Annotated in this window: 23 protein-coding genes, 1 riboswitch and 1 other annotated feature; of the genes, 12 read left to right on the top strand and 11 right to left on the bottom strand. The window is 48.8% G+C overall.

The features are described from left to right. The first annotated feature begins 126 nt into the window (after positions 1-126). Genes HP399_RS19740 through HP399_RS19715 form a run of 6 tightly spaced genes read left to right on the top strand, consistent with a single transcriptional unit; the run spans position 127 to position 5000 of the window. Complete coding sequence (locus HP399_RS19740; protein ID WP_173620323.1) at positions 127-792, top strand: CoA transferase subunit A; 666 nt, start codon at positions 127-129, stop codon at positions 790-792. Then, complete coding sequence (locus HP399_RS19735) at positions 792-1454, top strand: 3-oxoacid CoA-transferase subunit B (RefSeq protein ID WP_173620322.1); 663 nt, start codon at positions 792-794, stop codon at positions 1452-1454. The genes HP399_RS19740 and HP399_RS19735 overlap by 1 nt, the downstream gene beginning before the upstream one ends. Positions 1455-1498: 44 nt before the next feature. Beyond that, positions 1499-2317: an ABC transporter substrate-binding protein gene (locus tag HP399_RS19730; RefSeq protein WP_173620321.1), complete on the top strand. Its 819-nt coding sequence runs from the start codon at positions 1499-1501 to the stop codon at positions 2315-2317. Between the two features lie 50 nt (positions 2318-2367). Beyond that, complete coding sequence (locus HP399_RS19725; RefSeq protein ID WP_173620320.1) at positions 2368-3033, top strand: amino acid ABC transporter permease; 666 nt, start codon at positions 2368-2370, stop codon at positions 3031-3033. 17 nt (positions 3034-3050) lie between these two features. Next, on the top strand, positions 3051-3791 hold the full coding sequence (locus tag HP399_RS19720; RefSeq protein WP_007724428.1) for an amino acid ABC transporter ATP-binding protein: 741 nt from the start codon (positions 3051-3053) through the stop codon (positions 3789-3791). Between the two features lie 27 nt (positions 3792-3818). Continuing rightward, on the top strand, positions 3819-5000 hold the full coding sequence (locus HP399_RS19715; RefSeq protein ID WP_173620319.1) for a thiolase family protein: 1182 nt from the start codon (positions 3819-3821) through the stop codon (positions 4998-5000). Between the two features lie 84 nt (positions 5001-5084). Here HP399_RS19715 and HP399_RS19710 read toward each other — a convergent pair whose 3' ends face one another. From HP399_RS19710 to HP399_RS19700, 3 genes are all read right to left on the bottom strand, one after another. Further along, on the bottom strand, positions 5085-5447 hold the full coding sequence (locus HP399_RS19710) for a hypothetical protein (protein ID WP_173620318.1): 363 nt from the start codon (positions 5445-5447) through the stop codon (positions 5085-5087). 124 nt (positions 5448-5571) lie between these two features. Continuing rightward, complete coding sequence (gene argS / locus HP399_RS19705) at positions 5572-7287, bottom strand: arginine--tRNA ligase (RefSeq protein ID WP_173620317.1); 1716 nt, start codon at positions 7285-7287, stop codon at positions 5572-5574. 48 nt (positions 7288-7335) lie between these two features. Further along, positions 7336-7599: a binding site (T-box leader), on the bottom strand. A 43-nt stretch (positions 7600-7642) separates the two neighbouring features. After that, positions 7643-8137, bottom strand: coding sequence for a hypothetical protein (locus tag HP399_RS19700; protein ID WP_173620316.1), 495 nt, complete (start codon positions 8135-8137; stop codon positions 7643-7645). A 198-nt stretch (positions 8138-8335) separates the two neighbouring features. Between HP399_RS19700 and HP399_RS19695 the strand changes: the two genes are divergently transcribed. Together HP399_RS19695 and HP399_RS19690 are read left to right on the top strand one after the other, a co-directional pair. Further along, on the top strand, positions 8336-8908 hold the full coding sequence (locus HP399_RS19695) for a sigma-70 family RNA polymerase sigma factor (protein ID WP_173620315.1): 573 nt from the start codon (positions 8336-8338) through the stop codon (positions 8906-8908). Beyond that, the gene (locus HP399_RS19690; RefSeq protein ID WP_173620314.1) at positions 8899-11109 is read left to right on the top strand and encodes a YcdB/YcdC domain-containing protein; all 2211 of its coding nucleotides are present in this window, start codon (positions 8899-8901) and stop codon (positions 11107-11109) included. The genes HP399_RS19695 and HP399_RS19690 overlap by 10 nt, the downstream gene beginning before the upstream one ends. A gap of 67 nt (positions 11110-11176) precedes the next feature. Here the strand turns inward: HP399_RS19690 and HP399_RS19685 are convergent, their stop codons facing one another. Next, complete coding sequence (locus HP399_RS19685) at positions 11177-11284, bottom strand: YjcZ family sporulation protein (RefSeq protein WP_007724452.1); 108 nt, start codon at positions 11282-11284, stop codon at positions 11177-11179. A gap of 213 nt (positions 11285-11497) precedes the next feature. After that, a riboswitch (SAM riboswitch) is annotated at positions 11498-11599 on the top strand. 121 nt (positions 11600-11720) lie between these two features. Between HP399_RS19685 and metH the strand changes: the two genes are divergently transcribed. Next, entirely contained in the window at positions 11721-15167 is a 3447-nt protein-coding gene (gene metH, locus HP399_RS19680) for a methionine synthase (protein ID WP_173620313.1), read from the top strand. A 32-nt stretch (positions 15168-15199) separates the two neighbouring features. Next, positions 15200-17065 (top strand): bifunctional homocysteine S-methyltransferase/methylenetetrahydrofolate reductase, encoded by a 1866-nt coding sequence (locus HP399_RS19675; protein ID WP_173620312.1) that lies wholly within the window; start codon positions 15200-15202, stop codon positions 17063-17065. A 59-nt stretch (positions 17066-17124) separates the two neighbouring features. Here HP399_RS19675 and HP399_RS19670 read toward each other — a convergent pair whose 3' ends face one another. From HP399_RS19670 to HP399_RS19650, 5 genes are all read right to left on the bottom strand, one after another. Beyond that, positions 17125-18114, bottom strand: coding sequence for a phosphotransferase (locus HP399_RS19670; protein ID WP_173620311.1), 990 nt, complete (start codon positions 18112-18114; stop codon positions 17125-17127). 73 nt (positions 18115-18187) lie between these two features. Beyond that, on the bottom strand, positions 18188-18766 hold the full coding sequence (locus tag HP399_RS19665) for a mismatch-specific DNA-glycosylase (protein ID WP_173620310.1): 579 nt from the start codon (positions 18764-18766) through the stop codon (positions 18188-18190). A gap of 114 nt (positions 18767-18880) precedes the next feature. Continuing rightward, the gene (locus tag HP399_RS19660) at positions 18881-19030 is read right to left on the bottom strand and encodes a hypothetical protein (RefSeq protein ID WP_016739809.1); all 150 of its coding nucleotides are present in this window, start codon (positions 19028-19030) and stop codon (positions 18881-18883) included. A 209-nt stretch (positions 19031-19239) separates the two neighbouring features. Continuing rightward, positions 19240-19959 (bottom strand): 3-ketoacyl-ACP reductase, encoded by a 720-nt coding sequence (locus tag HP399_RS19655; protein WP_048032431.1) that lies wholly within the window; start codon positions 19957-19959, stop codon positions 19240-19242. A gap of 177 nt (positions 19960-20136) precedes the next feature. Then, entirely contained in the window at positions 20137-21657 is a 1521-nt protein-coding gene (locus HP399_RS19650; protein ID WP_173620309.1) for a carboxypeptidase M32, read from the bottom strand. A gap of 186 nt (positions 21658-21843) precedes the next feature. Here HP399_RS19650 and HP399_RS19645 point away from each other — a divergent pair, with 186 nt between their 5' ends. Together HP399_RS19645 and HP399_RS19640 are read left to right on the top strand one after the other, a co-directional pair. Then, positions 21844-23442, top strand: coding sequence for a peptide chain release factor 3 (locus HP399_RS19645; protein ID WP_087343971.1), 1599 nt, complete (start codon positions 21844-21846; stop codon positions 23440-23442). Between the two features lie 70 nt (positions 23443-23512). Then, on the top strand, positions 23513-24109 hold the full coding sequence (locus tag HP399_RS19640) for a histidine phosphatase family protein (RefSeq protein WP_173620308.1): 597 nt from the start codon (positions 23513-23515) through the stop codon (positions 24107-24109). Here HP399_RS19640 and HP399_RS19635 read toward each other — a convergent pair. Beyond that, positions 24106-24645, bottom strand: coding sequence for a GNAT family N-acetyltransferase (locus HP399_RS19635; protein WP_173620307.1), 540 nt, complete (start codon positions 24643-24645; stop codon positions 24106-24108). The two genes, HP399_RS19640 and HP399_RS19635, sit on opposite strands and share 4 nt — an antisense overlap. After that, complete coding sequence (locus HP399_RS19630; protein WP_173620306.1) at positions 24646-25734, bottom strand: M24 family metallopeptidase; 1089 nt, start codon at positions 25732-25734, stop codon at positions 24646-24648. It abuts the gene before it with no gap. Positions 25735-25736: the final 2 nt, after the last annotated feature.

The following is a 25736-nucleotide window of genomic DNA, read 5'->3' as shown; positions in this document are numbered from 1 at the left end:
CACCAAGAGAGGGTTGCTTTTAGCTTGATTGCGTTTTCTTGCCGTTTTGAGGCTTGGCACAAGAGTTGCTATTACATAGTTGGACGTAAGCGATTTACCCAAGAATAAGAGATAAGGAAGCATGCGATGTTATCAAAACTGGTGACGCACGAACAAGCAGTGGAGCATGTCTTAGATGGCACCCGGCTGATGTATGGCGGATTCGGTACGATTGGCTCCCCGGCACACTTGATTGATGCGATCTTGCGCAAAGGCGTGCAAAGCTTGACACTCATCGGAATTGATGCGGGGTATCCGGAACTCGGAATCGGAAAGCTGATCAGTCATGGACGGGTGAGGCAGCTGATAACCACACATATTGGCTCCAATCCCGAAGCAGGTCAACAAATGATGGACGGGATGCTGGAAGTGACATTTTGTCCTCAAGGAATTTTCGCAGAAAAGATTCGGGCAGGAGGTGTTGGCATTCCGGGAATCGTTGTAGATGCGCATGTGAGAGGAGAGCGAATGGAAGGAGCAGAGCCGTTTGCCTTTGCCGGAAGAACTTGTCAGATTGAAGCTGCTCTTACAGCGGAGGTAGGAATCGTCTATGCGAAACAGGCGGACACCTACGGTAATCTCGTTTATGACAAGGCGGCAAGAAATTTGAATCCACTAGTTGCGATGGCCGTAGATATCACGATCGCTGAGGTGGAGGAGATCGTTCCGGCAGGAGAGCTGGACCCGGATAAAATTGTGACGCCTGGCATTTTTGTGGATTATATCGTGGTAAGTGGCGGAGGGAACAGCTAATGGGGTTGGAAGTGGATCAGCGAAATATGGTTGCATGGCGTGCAGCCAAAGAGGTCGCTCCCGGAATGGCAGTGAACTTGGGGATTGGGATACCTGAGCTCGTCGCTGATTTTATCCCGCATGAATGGCAAGTCATGTTTCACTCGGTGAATGGAATCTTGGGAGTTGGACCTACGCCGTTAAAGGGAGAAGAGGACCAGCATATTTCCAACGCAGGTGGAGCACCTGTTACCGTAGTACCGGGGGCATCGTATTTCGACAGCACCATAGCGTATGGCATGATCCGAAGAAGAAAGCTGGATGCAGCGTTTATCGGGGCTTTGCAGGTGAATCGCCGAGGAGATCTGGCAAACTGGATTGTTCCTGGCTCACGCGTTCATGGAATTGGTGGAGGAGCAGAGCTGGCCTACTACGCCAAAAAAGTAATCGTGCTCATGAGCCATGTCAATCAGGCAGGTGAGCCCAAAATTCGCAGGGAGTGCACATTACCGCTGACGGCAAAGGGCTGCGTCGATCTCATTATCACCGAGAGGGCCGTTATCGAGGTCACGCAAAGAGGCTTGCTTTTGACAGAGGTAATGTACCCGTACACCTTGGAAAATGTCATCACCAATACCGGAGCACCTCTAATGATTTCAGAAAATTTACAAATGGTAGAGTAATGAAAAATGTAAGCGCGAACATAAAGAATTGGGGGATGGAACAGATGAAAAAAACAATGAAAACAATCGCAGGAGTCGTATTCTCGTTGTCACTACTTGTAAGCGGATGTAGCCAAGGCGCTTCCACTAACAGTGCGGGAGGTCAAGCGGGTGGGGCAACTGCTGGAAATGCATCGTCCATGACAAAAGAGGCAGGGGTATTTGTATACGCGGCTTCCGGTGAATATCAGCCATTCAGCTACTTCAAGGATGGTCAATTGACTGGATTTGATGTCGAGATCGGCAATGAGATCGCCAAGCGCTTGGGTCTTGAGCCAAAGCCAGTCACATCGCCTTTTTCCGGCATTATCGCAGGGGTAAAGGAAGGACGCTACGATGCGGCGATTGCTAGCCATGTGATCACAGAAGAGCGGAAGCAGCAGGTTGATTTCGCAGACCCGTACTACTTGTCCGGTGGTCAACTGTTCGTTCGCCCCGATGGGACCATTAGCACGCTGGAAGGATTGAAAGGCAAAGAAGTGGCAGTTGCACTCGGCACTACACATGAAAAGATGGCGCGGGAGTATACGGATAACATCAAAACGTATGACAGCGATGTAACGGCTCTGCGTGCTTTGGAGCAGGGAAAACATGATGTCGTGATTACAGATAGCGTCGTAGGGGAGCTTGCCATTGGGCAAGGCTTGAAGCTCAAGAAAAGCGGGACGCCACTTTCAGAAGTCCAGCATGGAATCGCAGTGCGCAAAGGAAATACGGAATTGCTGAACAAGATCAACGAAGTGCTCAAGCAAATGGTGGAAGATGGTACCTACCTCAAATTGAGCGAAAAGTACTTTAATCGTGACATCAGCAAAGCCGAATAGTGAGTTTGGTATGACAAGTATATTCCATTACGAGTGAGGGGTGGCATCAAGTGCCGAGTTTTGCCCATCTGACAGAAGAGTTTTTCCGAACATTGCCGTTTTTTTGGAAGCCGTTACTGCTGACGTTTCAGCTGACGGTTGCATCTGTTATCGTTGGATCGATTATCGGATTGTTTGTGGCCTTGTTAAAGGTATCCAAGCTTCCCATTGCACGTTTTGTAGCCAATGCGTACATCATGATCATTCGCGGTACGCCGCTGATCGTGCAAATTTTCGTCTTGTATTTCGGCTTTTACAAAATCATTGACCTCGGTCAATTTTGGTCGGCAGCGCTCGCCCTGGCGATTCACAGCGGAGCCTATATCGCAGAGATTTTCCGGGGCTCTATTCAGTCGATTGATAAAGGACAAATGGAGGCAGGTCTGTCTTTGGGCATGTCCGCTCGTCAGACCATGCGTCGGATCATTTTGCCGCAAGCGATGAAACGATCGATCCCGCCGCTTGGCAACCAGTTTATTTTGTCTTTGAAGGAATCGTCTCTGGCCGCTTTCATTGCCATGGATGAATTGTTCTCACTGGCCCGTCGCTTGTCAGCGGAAACCTTTGATGAAATGACGTACTTTTTGATTGTGGCGCTTTATTACTTGATTATTGTCATGGTGTTTACGTATGTGGTCCACATCATGGAGAAGCGTCTGGCCAAAGGAGAGGCGTAAAGCGGAGGGGAAAGACGATGGAAAAGCAAAGAGAAATGATACGCGTGCAAAATTTGAAGAAAAGCTTCGGAAAAGTGGAAGTTCTCAAGGATGTTACCCTGCAAGTCGGAAAGGGCGAGGTTGTCGTCTTGATCGGTGCTAGTGGATCTGGGAAAAGCACATTGATTCGATGCATTAATTTTCTGGAGATCAAGGATGGCGGAGAGATCTATATCGAAGGAAAAAGCATCGACTCGAAAAAGGATGACTTGACCAAAGTACGGCAAAAGGTAGGCATGGTGTTCCAGCACTTCAATCTGTTTCCGCATAAAACGGTTCTGGAAAACATCATGGAGGCACCGCTGATTGCCAAGAAAGCGGACAAGGAAGAAACGAAGCAGGAAGCACTCCGGCTGCTGCAAAAGGTAGGTCTTTCTGAAAAAGCGGACGCCTACCCGTCCAGCCTCTCCGGTGGACAAAAGCAACGCGTGGCCATTGCTCGTTCGCTGGCGATGAAGCCCGAGATCATGCTCTTCGACGAACCAACCTCAGCACTTGATCCGGAGCTGGTAGGGGAAGTGCTGGAGACAATGAAGCAGCTCGCGCAAGAAGGGATGACGATGATTATTGTGACGCATGAAATGGGGTTCGCCAAGGAAGTGGCCGATTGGGTTGCGTTTATGAATCAAGGCAAGATCATCGAGATGGCTAGACCCCAAGAAATTTTCAACAATCCGAAAGAAGAGCGCACGAGAGAATTTTTGAACCGTGTACTGTAATGGCAGAAAACGAAAGGGAGCTGTGGCATGAGAGACGTGGTCATAGTCGCGGGTGTGCGCAGTGCAGTGGGTGCATTCGGGAAAAGCCTGCGTGACGTACCGGCAACAGAGCTGGGGCGGCAAGTATTGGAAGGCTTGATGAATAAAGTTGATTTGCCGAAGGAACAAGTCAATGAAGTGATTTTTGGTAATGGATACGTACATGGGGGAGGACTCAATGCTGCACGTATCAGCTCGCAGCTAGCGGGATTTCCACGCAATGTCTATGGTCACATCGTCATCAAAGCGTGTGGCTCAGGATTGAAGGCGATTGGCAACGGTGCGCTAGCCATAGCAGCAGGTCAAGAGGACGTGGTGATTGCGGGCGGAGTAGAGTCCATGAGCAGTGTTCCCTATCTCGTGAAGAACCGCTGGGGCAGCAAATTCGGCAATTTGTCTATGGAAGACGCTCTCTTATCCGATGGATTGATCTGCTCGCTGACCGGTGAGCATATGGGGATGACGGCAGAACGGCTGGCTGTACAGTACGGTATTTCCCGTGAGGAGCAGGATAGTTTTGCTTATGAGAGCCATGTAAGAGCAGCGGCAGCAATCGAAGCGGGCACGTTTGAAAGTGAGATTGTACCGATTGAAATCAAGGATCGCAAAGGCACCCGTGTTTTTGCGCAGGATGAATCCGTGCGCCCTGATATCAAGCTGGAAGAGCTGGCTAAGCTGAAAAGTGTTTTTCAAAAAGAGGGAACCATCACTGCCGGAAATGCGTGTCCGATGAATGACGGTGCAGCCGCTGTATTGATGATGTCTCGTGAAAAGGCGGAGGAAGCGGGATTGACTCCGCTCGTGAAAATAAAGGCTTTTGCCAGCGCAGGAGTCGAACCTGACGTGATGGGGATCGGACCAGTTCCCGCCACGCAAAAGGTATTGGAGAAAGCAGGATTGACACAGGATGACATTGGACTAATCGAATTGAACGAGGCATTTGCCGCCCAGGCATTGTCTGTAATCAAATGCTTGGAGCTGGACACGAGCAAGGTGAATGTCAATGGAGGCGCGATTGCCTTGGGTCACCCTGTGGGAGCAACTGGAGCCAAACTGACTGTGACGTTGATGAACGAAATGATGCGCAGACGCGAGAAGTATGGCATGGTGACGTTGTGCATGGCAGGTGGCATGGGGATGTCTGTGATCTATGAAAACTTAACGATGTAAACTTCTCATGTGCAAATGAAAAAGCCCCGAACGTGGATATGTCGGGGCTTTTTGCCATGAAAGAGTGAGCGCTTATTAGGGGACCTATTGTTCGTGTAAGTATTTTCGCAATGTGGCTGCTACTTCTGTTGGGTTTTCTAGCTGTACAATGACATGCTGATATTTGACATGTCCCTCTACTTCTAGGATCAACAACGAATCAGTCTGGGTAAAAGAAAGGAAGTACCATTCATTTCTATGCTGAAAGCTTCCTTCGTAAATGTTCAAAGGTCCAAAGGACGTCCCTGGCAAGCGCAACATCCATTTTGGCGGAATAAAAGAACCGACCTCGACATGCTTGATCGATTGATAAGGTAACGTGATCGTGCTCTTCAAGGCTAAGAGCGTATGCAAGCCAGTGAGACGCAAGGTAAAATCCGTCTTGCCGAAATGTACACTTCTTCCCATCGTTGCTCACCTCTTTTATCTGCCATCGTTCCATTATCTCACAGAGGAATGATGATGACACGGGACAATCAAAAAAGCCGGCGCTTCCCCACAAGGAAGGCAACCGGCTTTTCGTAATTCTTTCTTACATTTCTTCTGGAGCAGCTATACCGAGCAGACGCAGACCTTCCTTCAGCACAGCAACGACTGCTGCTACGAGCTGGAGACGGGATGCTTTCACATCTTCTTCCTCAGCCAGGATGCGTACATTCGCATAGAACTTGTTGAACGTTTGCGCCAGGTCGATGACATACTTGCCGATTTGCGACGGATCGAAGTTATCGGCAGCACGTTCGATTACCTCTGGGAACGCGTTCAAGAGGGTAATCACTGCCCAAGCCTCTTTGCTGTCGAGTGCGCCGGAAGCCAGGTTCACTGTCGTTGCTGGCTGGTAGCCACCTCTGCGCAGCAGCGAGCATGCACGAGCGTGTGCGTATTGTACGTATGGTCCTGTTTCACCTTCGAAGGTCAGCATCTCTTCCCAGGAGAAGTTGACATCATTCAGGCGGAAGTTTTTCAAGTCATGGAAAATTACTGCGCCTACCCCGACTTGGCGAGCCACTTCTTCTTTATTGGACAGGGTAGGGTTTTTCTCTTCGATGACTTTTTGGACATCAGAAATGGCTTGTGCCAACACTTCTTCCAAGAGAACAACCTTCCCTTTACGCGTGGACATTTTCTTGCCGTCCTTGAGCATCATGCCGAATGGAATGTGGTGCATATTTGCAGACCATGCATAGCCCATTTTTTCCAACACTTTATAGAGCTGCTGGAAGTGGAGGCGTTGCTCGTTTCCTACGACATAGAGTGCTTTTGCAAAATCGTACGATTCGTGGCGGAAGAGGGCAGCAGCCAAATCACGCGTTGCGTACAGGGTAGCGCCGTCTGATTTTTTGATCAGGCATGGCGGCATATTGTATTCATCGAGGTTCACGACCATTGCACCGTCGGATTCAGTCAAGAGACCTTTTTCCTCGAGCAACGTAACAACGCGATCCATTTTGTCGTTGTAGAATGCTTCACCGTGCGTGGAGTCGAAGGCTACGTTCATCAGGTCGTAGATCTTCATGAATTCTTTGAGGGACTCATCACGGAACCATTTCCACAGATGTTGTGCTTCTTCGTCGCCATCCTCGAGCTTTTTGAACCATTCCCGGCCTTGGTCTTCCAAGGTAGAATCGTTCTCGACTTCTTCGTGGAAGCGAACGTATAGGCTGAGCAGCTCCTTGATCGGTTCTGCTTTTACCTTTGCTTCGTCACCCCAGAGGCGATATGCAACGATCAGTTTACCGAACTGCGTTCCCCAGTCACCCAAGTGATTGATGCGCACTGGCTCGTAGCCTTGCTTTTCCATGGTGTTGGCAATCGCGTTCCCGATTACAGTAGAGCGCAGGTGACCCATGGAAAACGGCTTCGCGATATTCGGGGAGGAGAGGTCGATTGGTACTTTGCGTCCTTGACCGACATTGCTGCTTCCATATGTGCTGCCTTGAGTAAGGATTGTTCCGATTACTTGCTCTGCCACATTTTCTTGATCCAGGAACAGGTTCACATATGGACCAACTGCTTGCGATTCGCGCAAGGGTGCACTGGAGAGCTGTTCAGCCAGCTCTGCTGCGATCATCGGTGGAGCTTTGCGCAATGCTTTTGCCAATTGGAAGCATGGGAAGGCAACATCGCCCATCGCAGGGTTTGGTGGTGTTTCCAGCATGCCGTATACGGCTTCTTTTGTCAGTGTGTCTACGCCCATCGAGGAGAGCGTAGCGGCAATCTTTTCAGCGACTTGGTGTTTGTAGCTCATTTAAATTTCTACTCCTTTCAAATAAAAAAACCTCTACGTCTCCTGTGAAAAAGAGACGAGAGGTTATACTCCCGCGGTGCCACTCTTGTTGTTTTTCCCTTCCATCGAACAGGAAGGCAAAAACCGCTTGATCTGCTGTAACGGGCAGTCCCGGCATAGCCCTACACGATCCGTTGCCCATAATGGCTGGCGTAGGATGTTCAGGTCGCATCTCCGAGGGGCGCTTCCTCACATGGTTTGGCATCGGGCTCACACCGTCCCCGACTCGCTACAGCCTCGCACAAGGAGTACTTTCCTCATCAACGATTCGTTTGTTTCTCTAGAATTATAGCTGTATTAACCGTCAGGATGCAACTCACTGTTCCGGTTTTTTCAAAATCTTATCTAATTCCGCGAAATACTGCTTGGTCAGCTCTTCCCTTTCTTCCGCGCTGAGGTTATCCGCGTTCATCATTTGCTCTTTGTACTGTTCCAGCTTTTCGAGCATAGCCAGCTCGGCAGCAGCGGCCTCGTCCAGATCGTAATTTTCAGATGGATCGAACGGGATCAATCGATTGTCGTTACCACTGCGCAAATAAGCGGAGCGCCAGTTTTCAGGGAACTGGTACGCTTGCTCGCCAAACATAATCCCTAAAATATCGTCGGATTCAATCGGCAGGAAGTGATCGTAATCGTCTCTTCTGCCTCCCTCGGACAAGTTAATGTGGGACAAAAAATAATGGAGATAATGTTCCCCGGTTTCTGTATTCTTAACGATGGAATAGGTTTCAAATTCGGATTTGGATAGTTCTTTTATGGTCTCCAAACAGGACAGAAATTTGTCTTTTTCTCGTGCTTGCAAGTCATCCATGTCATCTCGTTCCTTTCGCTCTACAATAAGCCTCATGATAGCAAAAGCAATGTGCGCTGACAATGAAAGCAACGCAACGGAGTGCAGCAGTGGAAGAAGGGAAAAGGATTATGGAAAAAATAATTGGATATTCTTGTCACAAAAATAAGCCAGTTGGATCAAATACATATCAACACGAAACAAGGAGGTGAACAGCGCGTGAATGCAAGTGCCAAAAGTAGCGAAGCGGACTGGACGCTGCAATTGACCAATGAGGAGAAGCTGACGAGACTCATGAGCGAGTACGGAGACAACATCGTGCAGCTCGCCTACTTGATCGTCAAGGATCGGGGAATCGCGGAAGATATCACCCAGGAAGTGTTCCTGAAGGCGTATCGGGGTTTGGATCAGTTCCGTCATCAGAGTAGCGTGAAAACGTGGCTTTACCGAATCGCGATCAACGAGTCCCGTAAATATTTGCGTTCGTGGTCCTTTCGCCAGATTTTTTCTACATACCTCTCCAAAGAGGAGGCACCGCCAGAAAAGGTCGACACTGCAAATGTTGAATCGGCTGTCATCGGACGAATGAGCAAGGTACAGATAGCGGAGCAGGTGATGAAGCTCTCGCCGCTGTACCGAAAAGTCATGGTACTTCATTACTATGAAGATTTGTCGATAAGAGAGATTGCGCAAGTGCTGGATATTTCAGAAGATGCCGTACGAACCCAATTGTCACGGGCCCGAAAACATTTTAAGGCATTGTGTGAAAAGGAGGGATTGGAATGGATGTAGATAAGCAAATTCGCGAAGTGGTACGGAGTGCAAGTGAGGAATCTGTGGAGGAAGTGAGGTTTACAAAAGAGATGGAATTACGGATCAGAGGTGCGATTGCACAGAATAAACACAAGAATCGAAACCGAATTTTTGTAGCTGGCTCGCTGGCAGCGTGCTTGGCGGTAACTGCTGTGGGCATGCACCAACAAGGCTGGTTTCCACAGTTGCCAAATGGCAAAAATGTAACGAATGCGATTGCTACAACTGCTACGAAAACAAACAATAAAGAGGCAAATCCGAACAGTGTAAAGGTGTCGCCGGAGGAGGCAATTTTACCATTGAAAAAGGCGATCCCAGCCTTGAGTAAGATGACAATAAGAGTGGATCGTACAAGCTATGGATTCAGTAATCTAACGTTATTGGAAGGCGATAATGCTCGTGCCAAGGTTGCATATGATATACAGACAGGACAAATTGAGAGCTTTACAATTGATGGTGATCGAGGAGAACAGAAGGAAGAGAAATTGCCATCAGCCAAGACTGCGGAGAAAGCAGCAAGCGCATTTCTTCAAGCTTTTTTGGGGGAGGAAAGTAAGACCTATCAGCTCGTCGAGACTCAGATCTATACGGACGAGTATAAGGTAAAAGGCCCATGGATGAGCGTGAATTATCAACGTATGGAAAACGGCCAGCGAGTTCCGTTCGACGTATTGTCAGTTGGAATTGACCAGCATGAGCAAGTCACATTTTTCGGGCGATTGAACAAGAGTGAACAAGCCTTTTTCACCAAGCTGACAGATGCCGTGCCCGATTTGAACCCCTCCCTTCTTCTGTTGGATAAAGAGAAGAACCACGATGGCATGTTAGTAATCTTGGGGAAAATGAACAAGGAGGGGCATCAAGTTTCTCTTGCGATCTATGGAAATGGTCAAGCACTGGAATCGTATATGCTTCTGTATAGGGATAAAAAGGAAGCAGCGAGCCGGAAAGAAGCAGAAGGAGCAAAAGCCTTGGAGCAAGAGCGACAGTTTCTGAACAAACTGCTCGGGGCTGATAGCGAGAACTATCGGTTGTTGGACGCCAACAATCCAGGATTGTACTTGCGATACTATAACGGGCTGCCAGTGTTGTCTGATGAAATAAGCATAGTAACAACTGACTCTGGCCATGTCCAATATTTCAGGAAGGAGCCCGTATCATTCGAGCCGTCACGATATCCAGATGTATCGACTGCTGTGTCAGAAGAGGTAGCCATCAAAGAGCTGAGTGAGCATATGAAGCTTCGATACGTGCAGAATCCGAGAATACGGCCAGAATCAAAACAAGGAGAGAAGTGGCAGCCTATTCTGGAGTACACGCCAGCTGTTTCCTTCATGCAACGAGGACGTGAAGATGGTACGGAGTGGCATATCGACGCGACCAGTGGCAAGATTGTGTATGGAACGGGAGATAACGGGCTTGCCTATGATCAGTTGAATACGAAGAAAGCACATCCAATCGAATCTCCGAAAGAATACGTCAAGGTTCGCTCCAAGGATGAGGCAAAAGCACTGCTGCAAGCAGAGTTCGGCGTACAGGTAGAAGGCTTGACCTACAGAGAGAGTGAACGTGAGCGCGATGGACGCAAGAAATACGTCTGGTATGATAAAAATGACAAGTATATCGGCGTAGAAGTTATCGCAGAAACAGGCAGTGTCGTCGGGCTGGGAACACCGCGTTCCAATGCTGCAGTGACAGTCAAACGCCAGCAAGCGGAAGAGGCTGCATTCGCCTTTCTGCATAAATACGTCGATCCAGGTGTAAAAGAAGTACAATTGGCACAAGTTATACAGCCAGGCGAAGCGAGTCCTGTGTCATCGGGCGAATGGGAATTCAGATTTTTCCTGAGCAAGGATGGCATTCCTGTACAGGATCGCGAGCAAAAAGCGGCTTATTCGGTAACGGTCGATCCGTCTACGGGCAAAGTGACAAAGTTTGATAACTACAGAGAGACGCACGAGTTGGTGGAGCTTCCAGCATCCGACAAGATCATCTCGAAAGATAAGGCTGTTGAGGAGTATTTACGCGTCATGCCTTTGAAGCTGGTCTATTTGATGAAAGATGTGGATGGGCAAAAATTACCTCAACCGAAGCTGGCGTATGTGCCGTGGAGTGAGGAAAAGCTTGCGAACAAATTTATGGCCCTTGATGCCGTGACAGGCAAGATCATCGCCGACTAAAACGAAAAAAAGGCTATCCCGCAGCCATTCCTGATGGCTTTTGGGATAGCCTTTCTTAAACACTTATCTAACAGTCGTCACACGAGCACCCGATAATAACCAACAGGATAAACAGCACGAGCACGATTGCGAAGCAGTCACCGAAGAATCCGTTCCCGCAGAAAGATGTACTCATCTTTGTTTCCCCTCCTTTCCGTTATACTCCAGTCTATACACGAATGCCGATATTGGACTGGGCGGATGCCCAGCTTAGGCAAAAATGGGCGTGTAAGAGAAGAGGCTCAGTAAAAAATAGACAATTCACAATTGACGGGGAGACAAAGGGGGTGTTAAGATACTTGCAAACATTCAAGACATTTCACAATACAACTAAATGACAAGTGTACGACTCTTATCCAGAGAGGCAGAGGGACTGGCCTGATGAAGCCTCGGCAACCGGTAAAAATCCGGTGCCAATTCCAGCAAAGCTACGTGCTTTGAAAGATAAGAGGATGTCTCAGGCGTTTTCGTATCTGCTGACAAATCCTCTTCTTTCAAAGAAGAGGATTTTTTGATTTTATTTACCTAATTACAGAGAATAAGCCGATGCAAGGGAGAAAAGGGGCACGTCAATGAAACCAACTTTTCGCGAACAGCTTTCCCGGAAAATTCTGATTCTGGATGGTGCAATGGGCACCATGCTTCAACAGGCGAACCTGACTGCTGATGATTTCGGCGGTGAAGCCTATGATGGCTGTAATGAACTCTTGAACTTGACCAGACCAGATGTGATCCGTTCCATTCATGAGAAATATTTAGAGGCGGGAGCAGACATCGTCGAAACAAATACGTTTGGTGCTGCTTCCATCGTTTTAGCCGAGTACGATGTGCCAGAGAAAGACCTTGAGATCAATATAGCGGCAGCACGCTTGGCCAGAGAAGCGGTGGATGCCTATTCCACGGAGGAGTGGCCGCGTTTTGTAGCTGGTGCAATGGGACCTACGACCAAAACCCTTTCGTTGACAGGCGGTGTCACTTTTGAAGAACTGGTCGAGGCGTATTATCGTCAGGCAAAAGGTCTGATTCTCGGTGGCTCCGATGTTCTTCTTTTGGAAACCTCGCAAGATACGTTGAACGTTAAGGCCGGTGGAATTGGGATTCGCAAAGCTTTTGAAGAGCTTGGACAGGAGATCCCAGTGATGCTGTCAGGTACGATTGAGCCGATGGGCACGACGCTTGCTGGCCAAAACATCGAGGCGTTTTACATCTCCTTGGAACATATAAAGCCAGTCTCTATTGGTCTGAACTGTGCGACAGGACCAGAGTTCATGCGTGATCATCTGCGGACATTGTCGGGAATTGCCCAATGTGCGGTCAGTTGTTATCCGAACGCAGGCTTGCCAGATGAGAACGGTCATTACCATGAAACGCCACAAGGACTTGCCTCGAAAATGCTGGCATTCGCTGAACAAGGCTGGATAAACGTCGCTGGCGGTTGCTGCGGAACAACGCCTGACCATATTCAAGCGATGGCAGAAGCATTGAAAGACTGCAAGCCTCGCAGTGCAGCTGTAGAACCGCTGAGCGCGGTCTCCGGGATCGAGGTCGTTTACGTCGAAGATGACAATCGTCCCCTGCTAGTAGGGGAGAGGACCAATGTCATCGGTTCCAAAAAATTCCGTGAAATGATTGCAGCTGGTCACTATGAAGAAGCATCTGATATTGCCCGGGCCCAAGTAAAGCGCGGCGCACATGTCATCGATATATGCTTGGCTGATCCCGACCGTGATGAATACGAAGATATGGAAAAATTCCTACAGTTCATCGTGAAAAAAGTAAAAGCGCCCCTCATGATCGACTCGACAGATGCCAAGGTCATGGGGCTGGGACTTCGTTACTCGCAAGGGAAGGCCATTCTCAACTCGATCAACCTGGAAGACGGGTTGGAGCGATTTGAGGAAGTCGTTCCGCTTATTCACAAGTTCGGTGCCTCCGTTGTCGTTGGAACGATTGAGGAAGCGGGTATGGCTATCACTCGCGAAAAGAAGCTGGAGGTCGCGCAACGCTCGTACGACATTCTTGTCAACCAGTATGGAATAAAGCCACAGGATATTATTTTCGATCCACTCGTCTTTCCAGTAGGGACGGGGGATGAACAATACATCGGCTCTGCATTGGAAACCGTAGAAGGAATTCGTTTAATCAAACAAGCAATGCCTGCTTGCAAGACGATCCTGGGTGTCAGTAACGTTTCCTTCGGCTTGCCTGCTGCAGGTCGGGAAGTGCTGAATGCGGTCTTCTTGTACCACACCACTCTCGCAGGGCTTGATTACGCCATCGTCAACACGGAAAAGCTGGAGCGCTACGCTTCGATTCCAGAAGACGAGAAAAAGCTGGCAGAAGCCCTTCTATTCGAGACAAATGATGAGACCTTGGCGGCCTTCACCGAATTTTATCGCCAAAAGAAAAAGGAAGTCAGTGTGGAAGTCTCCTCGTTAACGCTCGAAGAACGCTTGGCCCGTTATGTAGTCGAAGGCTCCAAGGATGGTCTAGTGGAAGACTTGAAGCTGGCTATGGATAAATACGCACCGCTCGAGATCATCAACGGTCCGTTGATGACTGGGATGGAAGAGGTCGGTCGCCTGTTCAACGGCAACCAGCTGATCGTGGCAGAAGTATTGCAGAGCGCAGAAGTTATGAAGGCATCCGTTTCGTTTTTAGAGCCATTCATGGAAAAAAGCGATGCCGCTGCCAAGGGGAAAATCTTGTTGGCGACAGTCAAGGGCGATGTACACGACATCGGAAAAAACCTCGTGGAAATTATTTTGTCAAACAACGGCTACAATGTCGTGAACCTGGGGATCAAGGTACCGCCAGAGCAACTGATTGCCGCATGCAGAGAAGAAAAGCCGGATGCCATCGGTCTCTCTGGACTCTTGGTGAAATCCGCGCAGCAAATGGTCATTACTGCACAAGACCTGCGTGAGGCAGGCATTGATATCCCGATGATGGTTGGCGGTGCGGCGTTAACGCGCAAGTTCACATCGAACCGGATCGCACCAGAATACCGTGGAATTGTTTTATACGCAAAAGATGCCATGGATGGTCTGGACCTCGTGAATCGTCTACAAAATCCGGATGAACGTGATCGCTTGGTAGAAGAACAGCAGCATCTGCTGGAAGCAGTTGCAACGGCTCAGCCTGTTGTTGAGGAGAAAAAAGCACCAGTGCCTGCTCGCTCAGCCATCAGCAGAACCGTTCCGATCCATCTGCCGCCCGATTGTGAACGACATGTTTTGCGACAATATCCGCTCAGCCATTTGCAGCCGTATTTGAACCTGCGGATGCTCCTCGGAAAACACCTCGGTGTTCGCGGAAATGTAGATAGATTGATAGAGGCAGGCGACGACAAGGTACTGGAACTGTACGGCATTGTGGAAGAGCTATTAAATGAAGCGAAGCAAAAAGGAACCATTACGACACACGGTGTGTATCAGTTCTTCCCGGCTCAGTCAGATGGCAACGATATTTTGGTCTATGATCCAAAAGACCACAGCAAGCTGCTGGAGCGCTTTTCGTTCCCGCGTCAGCTGGAAGAACCTCATCTTTGCCTGTCCGACTTCTTGCGACCAGTGGAGAGCAAGGAAATGGACTATGTTGGATTCCTGACCGTAACGGCTGGGGGAGGGATTCGCGAAAAATCTACAGAGCTAAAAGAGCGTGGTGACTACTTGCGCTCCCATGTCCTCCAAGCCTTGGCATTGGAGCTGGCAGAGGCATTTGCTGAGCGAATTCACCACGTCATGCGCGACGTGTGGGGTATATCGGATCCGGTTGAGATGACGATGCTCGAGCGCTTCGGTGCTAGATATCAGGGCATTCGTGTATCCTTCGGTTACCCTGCTTGCCCGAATCTGGAAGATCAGGCGCAGTTATTCCGTCTGTTGCGTCCAGAGGATATCGGCGTTCAGCTGACAGAGGGCTTCATGATGGAGCCAGAAGCTTCCGTATCGGCGATGGTATTTGCTCACCCTGAAGCACGTTATTTCAACGCAGGTCCATCTATTTTTGAAGTTTAAAGATAAATGAATATGGGAGAGAAGGGATTGAGTTGACGACGAGAAAGAAAGATTTACGAGCCTATTTGAAAGACAACCTTCTAGTCGGAGATGGAGCGATGGCGACCCAGCTGCACGGGCTGGGCGTCCCAGTTGGTGTCAGCTTTGAGGAGCTGTGTTTATCCAACCCTCGTTTGGTACATGAAGTTCATACGTCCTACTATCAGGCCGGTGCACGTTTCCTAGAGACAAATACGTATTCTGCCAACCGCGATGCATTGAGCCGTTACGGTCTAGAGCATAAGGTTGCGCGGATTAATCGGCTCGCAGTCGCCATTGCACGGGAAGCTGCTCAGGATGATGCTTATGTGGCTGGGAGCATCGGATCGATTTTGGCTGGACGGGTGAAGAAAAAGGTTTTGGATGAATACCGTGACCAATATGAGGAACAGGCGATTGCTCTATTGCATGCTGGCGTAGATGGACTGATTCTGGAGACGTTCGTGGACTTGGAGGAGCTGCTTCTGGCGATCGAGGTAATCCGCCCGCTCACAGATGTACCTGTAATCGCACAGTTAGCTACTTTGGAAGTAGGGCGCACACGTGATGGCTACGCTCTGACAGATGCTTTTTCCAAGCTGAAAGCCGCAGGTGCTGACGTGATCGGACTAAACTGTCGCCTTGGTCCCGCTGAATTACTTCGTTCGTTTGAAAATACAGTAATTCCAGAAGATGCACTCTTATCCGTATTCCCGAATGCGGGGCGTCTGGGGATGACTGACGGAGAATACGCTTTTAAATCATCACCTGAATATTTTGGACAGAGTGCGCTTCGCTTGCGTGAGCAAGGGGTACGGTTGATTGGCGGATGCTGCGGAACCACACCTGCACATGTGAAGGCGATTGCGGATGCACTTGAGTCACTTGAGCCGCAAGCGCGTGTGAATCCAACCATCGTAGCTGGAGATCGTCCTTCGGTTTCTGTGCAGAACACGAGGGAGAGGGAGAAACCAAGCATTGTCGAGCGCGTAAAAACAGCAACGACGATCATTGTTGAATTTGATCCTCCGCGTGATCTGGATGCAGACCAGTTTCTCCACGGATGCTGCGAGCTGCACAAAGCAGGAGCAGACGCCATTACGTTGGCGGATAACTCGTTGGCGACAGTGCGTATGAGCAACATGGCTCTCGGGGCCCTCATGAAGAGCAGACATGGAATCGATCCGCTCTTGCACATTGCTTGCCGGGACCGCAATCTCATTGGACAGCAATCGCATTTAATGGGGCTGCACGCATTGGGGATTGACCAAATATTGGTGATTACTGGCGATCCATCACGCTTTGGTGACTTGCCAGGTGCCAGCTCGGTATTTGATGTGACCTCGTTTGATCTGATTCGCATGGTGAAGCAGTTGAACGAAGGTGTTTCGTTCTCAGGACGTCCGTTAAAGCAAAAAGCCCAGTTTATTGTGGGCGCAGCCTTTAATCCGAATGTCCGAAATATGGATGCTGCCGTTGCCCGCTTGGAAAAGAAGGTCGAGGCAGGTGCGGACTACATTATGACACAGCCTGTGTACGATGCAGAGTCCATTCGGAATGTGTACGAGGCGACGAAGCACATCGGCATTCCTGTCTTTATCGGGATCATGCCGCTGACCAGCTCGCGCAATGCGGAGTTCCTGCATAATGAAGTGCCGGGAATCAAGCTGTCGACAGAGGCTCTCGAACGGATGAAAAAGGTACAGGGAGAAGCCGCCCGACAGGAAGGAATCGCAATCGCGAAGGAATTGGTCGACACGGCCGTTCGTTACTTCAATGGCATCTATCTGATTACACCTTTCAATTATTACGAGATGGCGGCAGAGCTCATTCACTATACGCGTCAGCAAAGCTCATTGGTGAAGCTGGCCCGGACTTAACGGTATACGCCAGTTAAATAGGGAAGGCCTATGTGTATAGACAGGCTATAGCCTTGTGTCTAATATACATGGGCCTTCATTTCGTCTAACATAAAGGCGGTCTTGAGAGCTTCCCGATTGCAAAACTGTTGAATCTCAGCAAGGCTCATCTGGGCGTACAGCTTTTTGCGTAAAAAACGTTCAATGATATGCGGGAAAGCGAGATCGACAAAGAGCAAATGCAGTTGCTCAATCGATAGGGGATTTTCTTGGAGATAGCCACGCATTATATGAGAGAACAATTCCTCGTTCCACTGTTCATTTTTTCGCATAGCAAGGGATAGAACACGGGCAATGTCTTTGGACGGAAAATCGTAACGAACGTCATCCCAGTCAATGATCGCAATTCTTTGATTACTGACGAGCAAATTCCCATTGTTAAAATCGCCGTGACAGAGAAAGTGGTTGCTCAGGAGTTCTTTTTTCCATTTCGAGAAGTATGGAGCGGATATCAAGTGTTCCTTGGCTGTGATCCCGGCTTGTTTAAAAAAAGGAAGGTATTCCGCGATCGCAGTGTATTTTTGATCAGTCTTCCCGGCATGTCGAAGCTCCCACTTCTCAAGGGCAGCTAAATCTGTCTTGTATTCCACGGACCATTTTTCTGCGCCATTGTAAAGGTTGCCATGCTTGGAGGAAAAACCGAGTGACCTCACATGAAATTTGCCTAATACCGTGCCGATCCGTTCCATTCGAAAAGGGGAATTATACGCAATATTTGGCCAGGATAGCCTTCGGTGGAGAACGAAAAGATTTTCATTATGAGTTATGTAACGCTTATTATTTTTGGTTCGTTGAATGTCGGGGATGAGTACGCCGTTTTGGCGCAAATGCGCTTCTGCATTCAGAATGAAATGTAAACGTTCCTTTTGCAGAGGGAAAGCCTTTCCGATGAATTTGCCATTGGTTGTTTCCAAGTAAATGACGAGTGATTTGGATGTATCCCGAATGGTTTTGTGATGCAGAACAGTCATGTCGTATCTGTTCTGGATTTTTTTGATGAGATCGTCCACTGCTGATGCCCCTCCTTGCGTACAGAGCTACAAGTATTGTACGGAAGAAGAGGAGTGGTTGACACTGAAGGATCTACTCAGCAGGCAAGGGAAGCGGGTGCCAATTCATCTCGCGTAAAAAATGACTTAGCTCAGTAAACTTGGCGATTCGTTCCTCACGTGTAAAAGATGCGTTAGCCCCACTGGTAGACGGGACGACAAACACATAGCTGCCAGACCAATCTTCTGTCCCAAAGTACCTGATTGGCTGCAGCGCCAGTGAAATTGCTTCTTTTTTTTGTCCGGTCGCGTGACGAAAAGCAGTAATGCCGTTAAAACAAATGACACGAGGCCGGTAAGTCTGAATCATTTGGACGAACTGCTCTGCACCTGTGGCATAATCCTCGTTACGAAGGTCTGTTGCGGAGCGGGTAGGGCGTGAGACCAGATCGGTAATACCATAGTTGTAGTCTAAGAGGGTAGCGGTTTCCTCGGGCAAGAGCTTGTGAGGTGTCAGGCCGCCTTCGTACAATCCGCGCCAAAACAGGTTGGCTGGATTGGCGTAGTGGAAACCCGTCGTAGCCGATATACGTCCTGGATTGATACCGCAAAATAAAACCGCCAAATCGCGGCGAATGTATGTGGGTAACCATTTCTCTGTGAACTCTACCAAAGCAAACCCCTCCTGTTTACCACATTGTAGCACATCAGTGAGCGCTTTCAGAAAGGAGCAAAAAAAGCTGCCAGATTCGGCAGCTTCAGGTTATATTGGATCAAGTATTGGATCTTATAACTGGGGAAGCGGATACGGCAGCACTTGCTGTGGCTCATTGAACGTGAATTGCTCCATTTCATTCCGGACGTATCTTTTCGTCTCGAATGGAACGACTTCTTGTTCTTCATTACCCCACAACCAATTCGACAGCATTTGTATCATAAGGATACCCTCCACTTTGTGGAAATGTTTTACATGTTCATCATACTCCAGTTGAGGGCATTTTTGGTTGGGCAGGTGTGAATAAGGCGTGAAGAAATCGTGGATAGAAAGTGAACAAAAATAAAGCGGTTTCACGGGACTTCGAAAAAAAAGCGAAAAGAAATCCGCCTGTACGAACGGACTCTTTTCGCTTTTTTGCCATGTCATATTTATGGATTGGTGGACCACAGTCCAGCGGATTTCACAAAGATGCGTTTGTTCAGCTTCAGCTGACTAACCACGAACTCAGCAATATCCTCAGGTTGCATGGTCTTTTCAGGATTTCCGTCGGTCAGACCCAAGTCAATTGCCATATCGGTTGCTACTGTGCTAGGCGTAAGCGCCGTTACGCGAATGTTGTGTTTGCGCACTTCGAGAGCCAACGATTCAGTCAGACCAAGAACACCAAACTTGGATGCACTATACGCGCTGGTGACAGGAGCTCCTTTTTGTCCAGCAGTGGAGGAGATGTTGATAATGTCACCGGAGTTTTGGTCAATCATGCCAGGGAGTACAGCGCGAGTCACGTAATACACGCCCATCAGATTGACTTGGATGATTTGTTCCCATTCGCTCGTTTCCAGCTCTAGGAATTTACCGAATTTAGCGACGCCTGCATTGTTGAGCAGGATATCAATTTGACCCAGTTCATTCTTGATAGAGGTAACAGCTGTCGTGACGTCGTCATAGTTGGAAACGTCTGCTGTCGCAATCGCGACCTTCACGCCGTATGCTTCAACTTCCTTGGCTACTTGCTTCAAATTTTCCTCAGAGCGAGCCAAGAGGCCGAGATTCACGCCTTCCTTTGCCAAAGCAATTGCAGTAGCGCGACCAATGCCTTTACCTGCTCCTGTAATGATTGCGGTTTTTCCTTTTAGATCGATAGCCAATCGATAACACTCCTTTTTCAAGACAATAGGAATCTCATGTATATTATGCAGTGTACTAGCATTTATCCGCGGGGGGAAGGATGCACTTTTATGTACGTAGGTTACGAAAGGTAACTGTTTAAAATGAAAATGTCCTCCCTGAGCAGGGAGAACATTGGATAGCAAAGGTATAACTGCTTACAGCTTGTATACGTCTGTGTATTTTTTCTCCAGGTAATTCATCAAGTAAGTCGCATTTGTGCCTTCGCCTGTAATCGCTTGAACGAGTTCACGAGGGCTCTTCATTTTACCGTACTGATGGATTTTTTCCTTGAGCCATTCACGTATCGGAGCGAAATCGCCTTTTGCGATCAGCTCTTCGTAGCCGTTGATCTCATTTTCCATAACGTGGACGAATTGTGCCGCATACACATTACCCAGCGAGTAAGTAGGGAAGTAACCGATCATTCCGCCTGACCAGTGTACATCCTGAAGCACACCCAGTGCATCTGTCGGTGGCTCAACACCGAGGTATTCTTTCATTTTTTCATTCCAGATTTTTGGCAGATCAGCCACTTGAATGGTTTGATTGATCAAGCCTTTCTCGATTTCGTAGCGGATCATGACATGCAGGTTGTACGTCAACTCATCTGCTTCAGTCCGGATAAAGGAAGGAGTTACAGCGTTAACCGCACGATGCAAATCTTCTACAGACACACCTTCGAATTGGGTAGGGAACGCTTTTTGCAAGTCAGCGAAAAAGTGATTCCAGAACGGCAGACTGCGTCCGACCATGTTTTCCCAGTAGCGGGATTGGGATTCGTGAATCCCCATGGAGGTACCATCGCACAGTGGAGTGAACAGCAGGTCTGGATTGATGTTCTGCTCGTACATCGCGTGGCCAGCCTCGTGAATACAACTGAAGAGCGCAGAATTGAAATCATTTTCAGCGTAGCGCGTCGTAATGCGGACATCACCCGGATTGAAGGTGGTGCAGAATGGATGCGCACTGCGATCCATGCGGCCAGACTTGAAGTCGTACCCGATTTTCTCGAGGATATAACGGCTGAATGCTTCTTGGTCTGCTACTGGGAAGTTTTTCGTCAAGAAGGATGTGTCTGGCTTGTTCGGGGAGTCGGCGATCGCTTTTACCAGCTTGACTGTTTTCTCGCGCAAGGTGGCAAAGATCGGATCGAGCTGATCGACAGTCATGCCAGGCTCATACATGTCCAAGAGGGTGTTGTACTTGTTTTTGCCGTCATGACCCCAATACTCGATGAACTCGAGCTGGAAGTTCACGATTTTCTCGAGGTACGGCTGGAACATGGAAAAGTCGTTGTTGGCACGAGCTTCTTCCCACACCGTTTCAGCCTTGGCGGTCAGCACGACGTACTCCTGATGCCTGTCAGCAGGAATTTTCTTGTTGCGGTCATATTCCTTTTTGCATTCCAGCACACTATGACGGGTAATTTCATCCAATGTTTCGAGGACAGATGGCTCACTCAGCTCTGTCAAAAGCGCTTCCATTTCTTTAGACGTCGCTAGCTTGAATTGCTCACCAGCCAATGTCCCGATGATTTCAGAACGGGCATCCATTCCATTGCGAGGAGCTTGTGTAGCCTTGTCCCAATAAAGAACGTTCAGCGCTTGCGTGTAGCTGGTTATTTTCTTCACATAGTCACGGAATTCGGCCGCACGTGTTTCCACAGTCGTTGACATAGGGTTCCTCCTACAAAATTGTCATATTCTGGTAATTGATATGTAAGCCATGCAGTCAAAAAATTTTTACTACTGAATATTATAACGGTTTAATGAAAAATTACTAGGTGGATGCGACAAGCATTTGTCGGTATAATCGTAGAGGAAACGAAAGTGTTACTTATTTGCGATGACAGGAGAATGAAGATGAGTCAATCCAATCCCCAATGGGAAAATGAGATAGCAAAACGCCGTACCTTCGCCATCATCTCCCACCCGGATGCGGGTAAAACGACAATGACGGAAAAGCTGCTCTACTACGGCGGAGCCATCCGTGAAGCAGGGGTGGTCAAGGGGCGCAAAAATTCCAAGCATGCCACTTCCGACTGGATGGAGATCGAGAAAAAGCGTGGAATCTCCGTTACGTCCAGTGCGATGGATTTCGAATACAATGGTCACCACATCAACATTTTGGACACACCTGGTCACCAAGACTTCAGTGAGGATACGTACCGTACGCTGACTGCTGCAGACGCTGCTGTGATGATTATCGACGTAGCAAAAGGGGTAGAGGCACAGACGATCAAGCTGTTCAAGGTCTGTCGCATGCGTGGTATTCCAATCTTTACGTTCGTGAACAAGCTGGACCGTCACGGTAAAGATCCATTCGAGCTCTTGGAAGAAATTGAGCGCGTATTGGGTATTCGCTCTTATCCGATGAACTGGCCGATTGGGATGGGCAGCTATTTCAGCGGCGTATTTGACCGCATGAAGTCTCGTGTCGAGCTGTATCAAAGCAATACACAGCACGAGGATATCTCCTTTTTCCCTGTAGAGGGAGCAGAAGACCCGCTGATCGGTGATCGTGTCGGTCAAGAACTGTGGCAGCAATTGCAGGACGAAATCTCCCTTCTGGATGTTGCGGGAGATGAATACGATCCTGAACTGATCAACAAAGGGCAACTGACGCCTGTTTTCTTCGGTAGTGCCATCAACAACTTCGGTGTACAAACATTCCTGGACAACTTCCTGCAAATGGCGCCAGCACCTTCTGCTAAGAAGAGTACAGAAGGCTTGATCGATCCGTATACGAACGATTTCTCCGGCTTCATCTTCAAAATCCAAGCCAATATGAATCCAGCTCACCGAGATCGCATCGCTTTCTTGCGTATTTGCTCCGGCAAGTTTGAGCGAGGAATGTCAGTCAAGCACGTCCGTCTTGGCAAAGACATTAAATTGGCGCAGCCGGTACAGTTTATGGCACAGGACCGCGAAATAGTCGATGAATCGTTCGCGGGAGATGTCATCGGTCTTTTTGACCCGGGCATTTTCCAGATCGGAGATACACTTTGCGTCGGAAAATCGTTTGAGTACGAAGAAATGCCGCACTTCTCGCCAGAGTTTTTCTCCAAGGTGATGGTGAAAGACGCGATGAAGCACAAGCAATTCCAAAAAGGGATCATGCAGTTGACCGAGGAAGGAACGGTGCAGTTATTCCGTACCCATCCGATGGAAGAGCTGATTCTTGGCGTGGTAGGTGTGCTGCAGTTCGAGGTACTGGAATACCGTTTGAAAGCCGAGTACGGGGTAGACATCATGTTGACTCGTATGCCGTATCAAATCGCTCGCTGGCTCGAAGGGGAGAAAGCAGACCTCGATGCTGTGAAGAACAGAACCGTAAGTGACCGTTATGGCCGTCCGGTTATGCTGTTTGAGAGCGAGTACCAGTTGCGTGTCGCGATGGATAAGTACTCGAATATCAAGTTCCATGACAGTTCTCTTGGTTTGAAATCCGTTCATTCTTAATTGAAAAGGGAATTACAGGGCCTCCCACTCACGGTGAGGCCCTCTTTATCCCTCATGAGGAGGCAATCCGATGCAAATTTTGTTGATTCGCCATGGACAATCCGAAGCAGACATTTTGAATGTACATGAAGGCAAGGCAGATTTTCCTTTGACAGAAGAAGGGCGTGAACAGGCACGGCGCATGGCAGCGCGCGTTTTGGAGCAGTTTCCTCCAGATTTTATTTGGGCGAGCACACTCAAGCGAGCCAGTGAGACCGCTTCTATTTTGGCTGACACAGTAGGTTGTCCCGTTCAGTACATACCCGAGCTGCAAGAGCACAATAATGGAGATCTGGCAGGCAAGCCCTTAGAGGAAGTCGCGTTTCCTTGGGGAATCTTGCCGCACGAAAAGTTGGGCGGAGATGGCGAGAGCAAGATCGAATTCCGCGCACGCGGCGAGCAAATCTATTCCGCAATCAGACATCTCAGCACTTCCTATAAAAGAATTGCGATTGTTTCCCACGGCGGCATGATCTCCAGAATCATCGAAAGCTTCTTGCAGCTGCCTGTCTTGCACGACATTTACTTTGGCACAGGCGACACAGGTATCCACTTGTTGGAGTATAACGAATACGGACGTCTGATCCATTTCACCAATTCCATCACTCATTTGGACAGCATGGACTAGAACTCGATGGCAAAAAACATGACCTCCTTCGTATCATTTGGAAGAGTAACCATCCCTTTTTCTTGCAGGCCGATTTTCTTTAGAAGATTGGCAGAAGATGCATTATCGGGGTTGGTGATTGCTACGATGCGCTTTAAGCCGACAACTTCTTTTGCGTGGGCAAGGACGGCAGAGGCTGCCTCATATGCGTAGCCTTTGCCCCAGTATGCGGGCAGAAAGGCAAAGCCGATATCGACATCCTCCAACGAATCTCTCTTGATCAGTCCACATAAACCGATCGGAACATTTCCTTCCTTTCGTTCTGTCAAATACAGACCAAAGCCAAGACTCTCGTACATCGCGACAGCGCCATTCAAAATATAGTTGCGGGCGTCTTCCGTCGAGCGAAGACCACGATCGCCAATAAATCGAATCCAAGAAGGCTCATTCATCAGTTTCAAGACAAAATCAGCGTCTTCGGCAGTTTGCCAGCGGAGGATGAGACGATCTGTTTCCAGTACTTTCAAAGGAACGACACCAGCCTTTTCTTTTATCATTTATCCGATGATTTGCAGCTCTTTGGGAAAAGACGTCAATACTTCTACGCCATCCTTCGTGACGAGCACATTGTCTTCAATGCGGATGCCACCGATCTGCGTGTTATAAATGCCTGGTTCAATCGTGAAAACCATGCCTGGAATGAGTTCTCCTACTGCCCGGCTGTGAACGTACGGGGCCTCATGAAGCTCCAATCCGATTCCGTGCCCTACCCGATTGATGAAAAATTCTCCATAGCCGCGGTCCGAAATGACAGCTCGTGCAGCTAGGTCAACATCTGCGATCAGAGCCCCTGGTAGAACGGCTTGTATCCCAGCCAGATTCGCTTGCAAGACCGTATCGTACATGTCTAGCAATTCTGCACCAAGTTGACCGACAGCAAAAGTACGAGTCAGGTCCGATACATACCCATCGACGTATACCCCTGCGTCAATCAACAAAACTTCTCCCGCCTGAATTACACGATCACCTGGGTCACCATGGGGCAGTGCTGCTTTTTCTCCAGCGAGTACAATCGTTGAAAAGGAAGGGCCTTGGGCTTTTAGCTTTTTCATCTGGTATTCCAGCTCTGCTACGACGTCCAGTTCCGTCATCCCTACGGATATCAGAGGGAGCGTACGGCGTAGGGATTCCTCCATCACCCAAATAGCTCGCTTGATAGTAGCGATTTCAGATTCATCCTTAGCCACGCGTATATTGCACAGCAATTCTCCGAGATCCACTGCTTCTGTAGCGTGCACCACCGATATGAGCGCCTCATATGTTTTCGCTGTCAAATGGTTCTTCTCCACACCAATGTGAGAGAGGGGAGTCGGCAGCAAATGCTGAAGCACAGTCAGCGCATCCTGTGAATCGTCATGCGTGTAAATCATAATGGCAGGACAAGCCTCCCGTGCTTTTTCACCGTCCAGCAGTGGAACGAAGAGGAAGGGGGACTCGCCTCTCACCAAAACGAGGCCTATAAAACGTTCATGTGGCTCTGACAAAAATCCGGTAAAATAGTACACGTTTTTGGGGTGCGTAATGATCAATGCGTCCAGTTTCCTGCTTTCCATATACGCGTGTAGCTTTTCCAGTCTTTCTTGCATTT

It is taken from the genome of Brevibacillus sp. DP1.3A (genome assembly GCF_013284245.2).
Classification (GTDB): Bacteria; Bacillota; Bacilli; order Brevibacillales; family Brevibacillaceae; genus Brevibacillus.
Note: the sequence above shows the minus strand (reverse complement) of the source record. Positions and strands in the feature narration are given on the sequence as shown.

Coding starts and splice junctions, on each gene's coding strand:
- HP399_RS19740 (WP_173620323.1), top strand. CDS start 127: ATGTTATCAAAACTGGTGACGCACGAACAAGCAGTGGAGCATGTCTTA.
- HP399_RS19735 (WP_173620322.1), top strand. CDS start 792: ATGGGGTTGGAAGTGGATCAGCGAAATATGGTTGCATGGCGTGCAGCC.
- HP399_RS19730 (WP_173620321.1), top strand. CDS start 1,499: ATGAAAAAAACAATGAAAACAATCGCAGGAGTCGTATTCTCGTTGTCA.
- HP399_RS19720 (WP_007724428.1), top strand. CDS start 3,051: ATGGAAAAGCAAAGAGAAATGATACGCGTGCAAAATTTGAAGAAAAGC.
- HP399_RS19715 (WP_173620319.1), top strand. CDS start 3,819: ATGAGAGACGTGGTCATAGTCGCGGGTGTGCGCAGTGCAGTGGGTGCA.
- HP399_RS19710 (WP_173620318.1), bottom strand. CDS start 5,447: ATGGGAAGAAGTGTACATTTCGGCAAGACGGATTTTACCTTGCGTCTC.
- argS (WP_173620317.1), bottom strand. CDS start 7,287: ATGAGCTACAAACACCAAGTCGCTGAAAAGATTGCCGCTACGCTCTCC.
- HP399_RS19700 (WP_173620316.1), bottom strand. CDS start 8,137: ATGGATGACTTGCAAGCACGAGAAAAAGACAAATTTCTGTCCTGTTTG.
- HP399_RS19690 (WP_173620314.1), top strand. CDS start 8,899: ATGGATGTAGATAAGCAAATTCGCGAAGTGGTACGGAGTGCAAGTGAG.
- HP399_RS19685 (WP_007724452.1), bottom strand. CDS start 11,284: ATGAGTACATCTTTCTGCGGGAACGGATTCTTCGGTGACTGCTTCGCA.
- metH (WP_173620313.1), top strand. CDS start 11,721: ATGAAACCAACTTTTCGCGAACAGCTTTCCCGGAAAATTCTGATTCTG.
- HP399_RS19660 (WP_016739809.1), bottom strand. CDS start 19,030: ATGATACAAATGCTGTCGAATTGGTTGTGGGGTAATGAAGAACAAGAA.
- HP399_RS19650 (WP_173620309.1), bottom strand. CDS start 21,657: ATGTCAACGACTGTGGAAACACGTGCGGCCGAATTCCGTGACTATGTG.
- HP399_RS19645 (WP_087343971.1), top strand. CDS start 21,844: ATGAGTCAATCCAATCCCCAATGGGAAAATGAGATAGCAAAACGCCGT.
- HP399_RS19640 (WP_173620308.1), top strand. CDS start 23,513: ATGCAAATTTTGTTGATTCGCCATGGACAATCCGAAGCAGACATTTTG.
- HP399_RS19635 (WP_173620307.1), bottom strand. CDS start 24,645: ATGATAAAAGAAAAGGCTGGTGTCGTTCCTTTGAAAGTACTGGAAACA.
- HP399_RS19630 (WP_173620306.1), bottom strand. CDS start 25,734: ATGCAAGAAAGACTGGAAAAGCTACACGCGTATATGGAAAGCAGGAAA.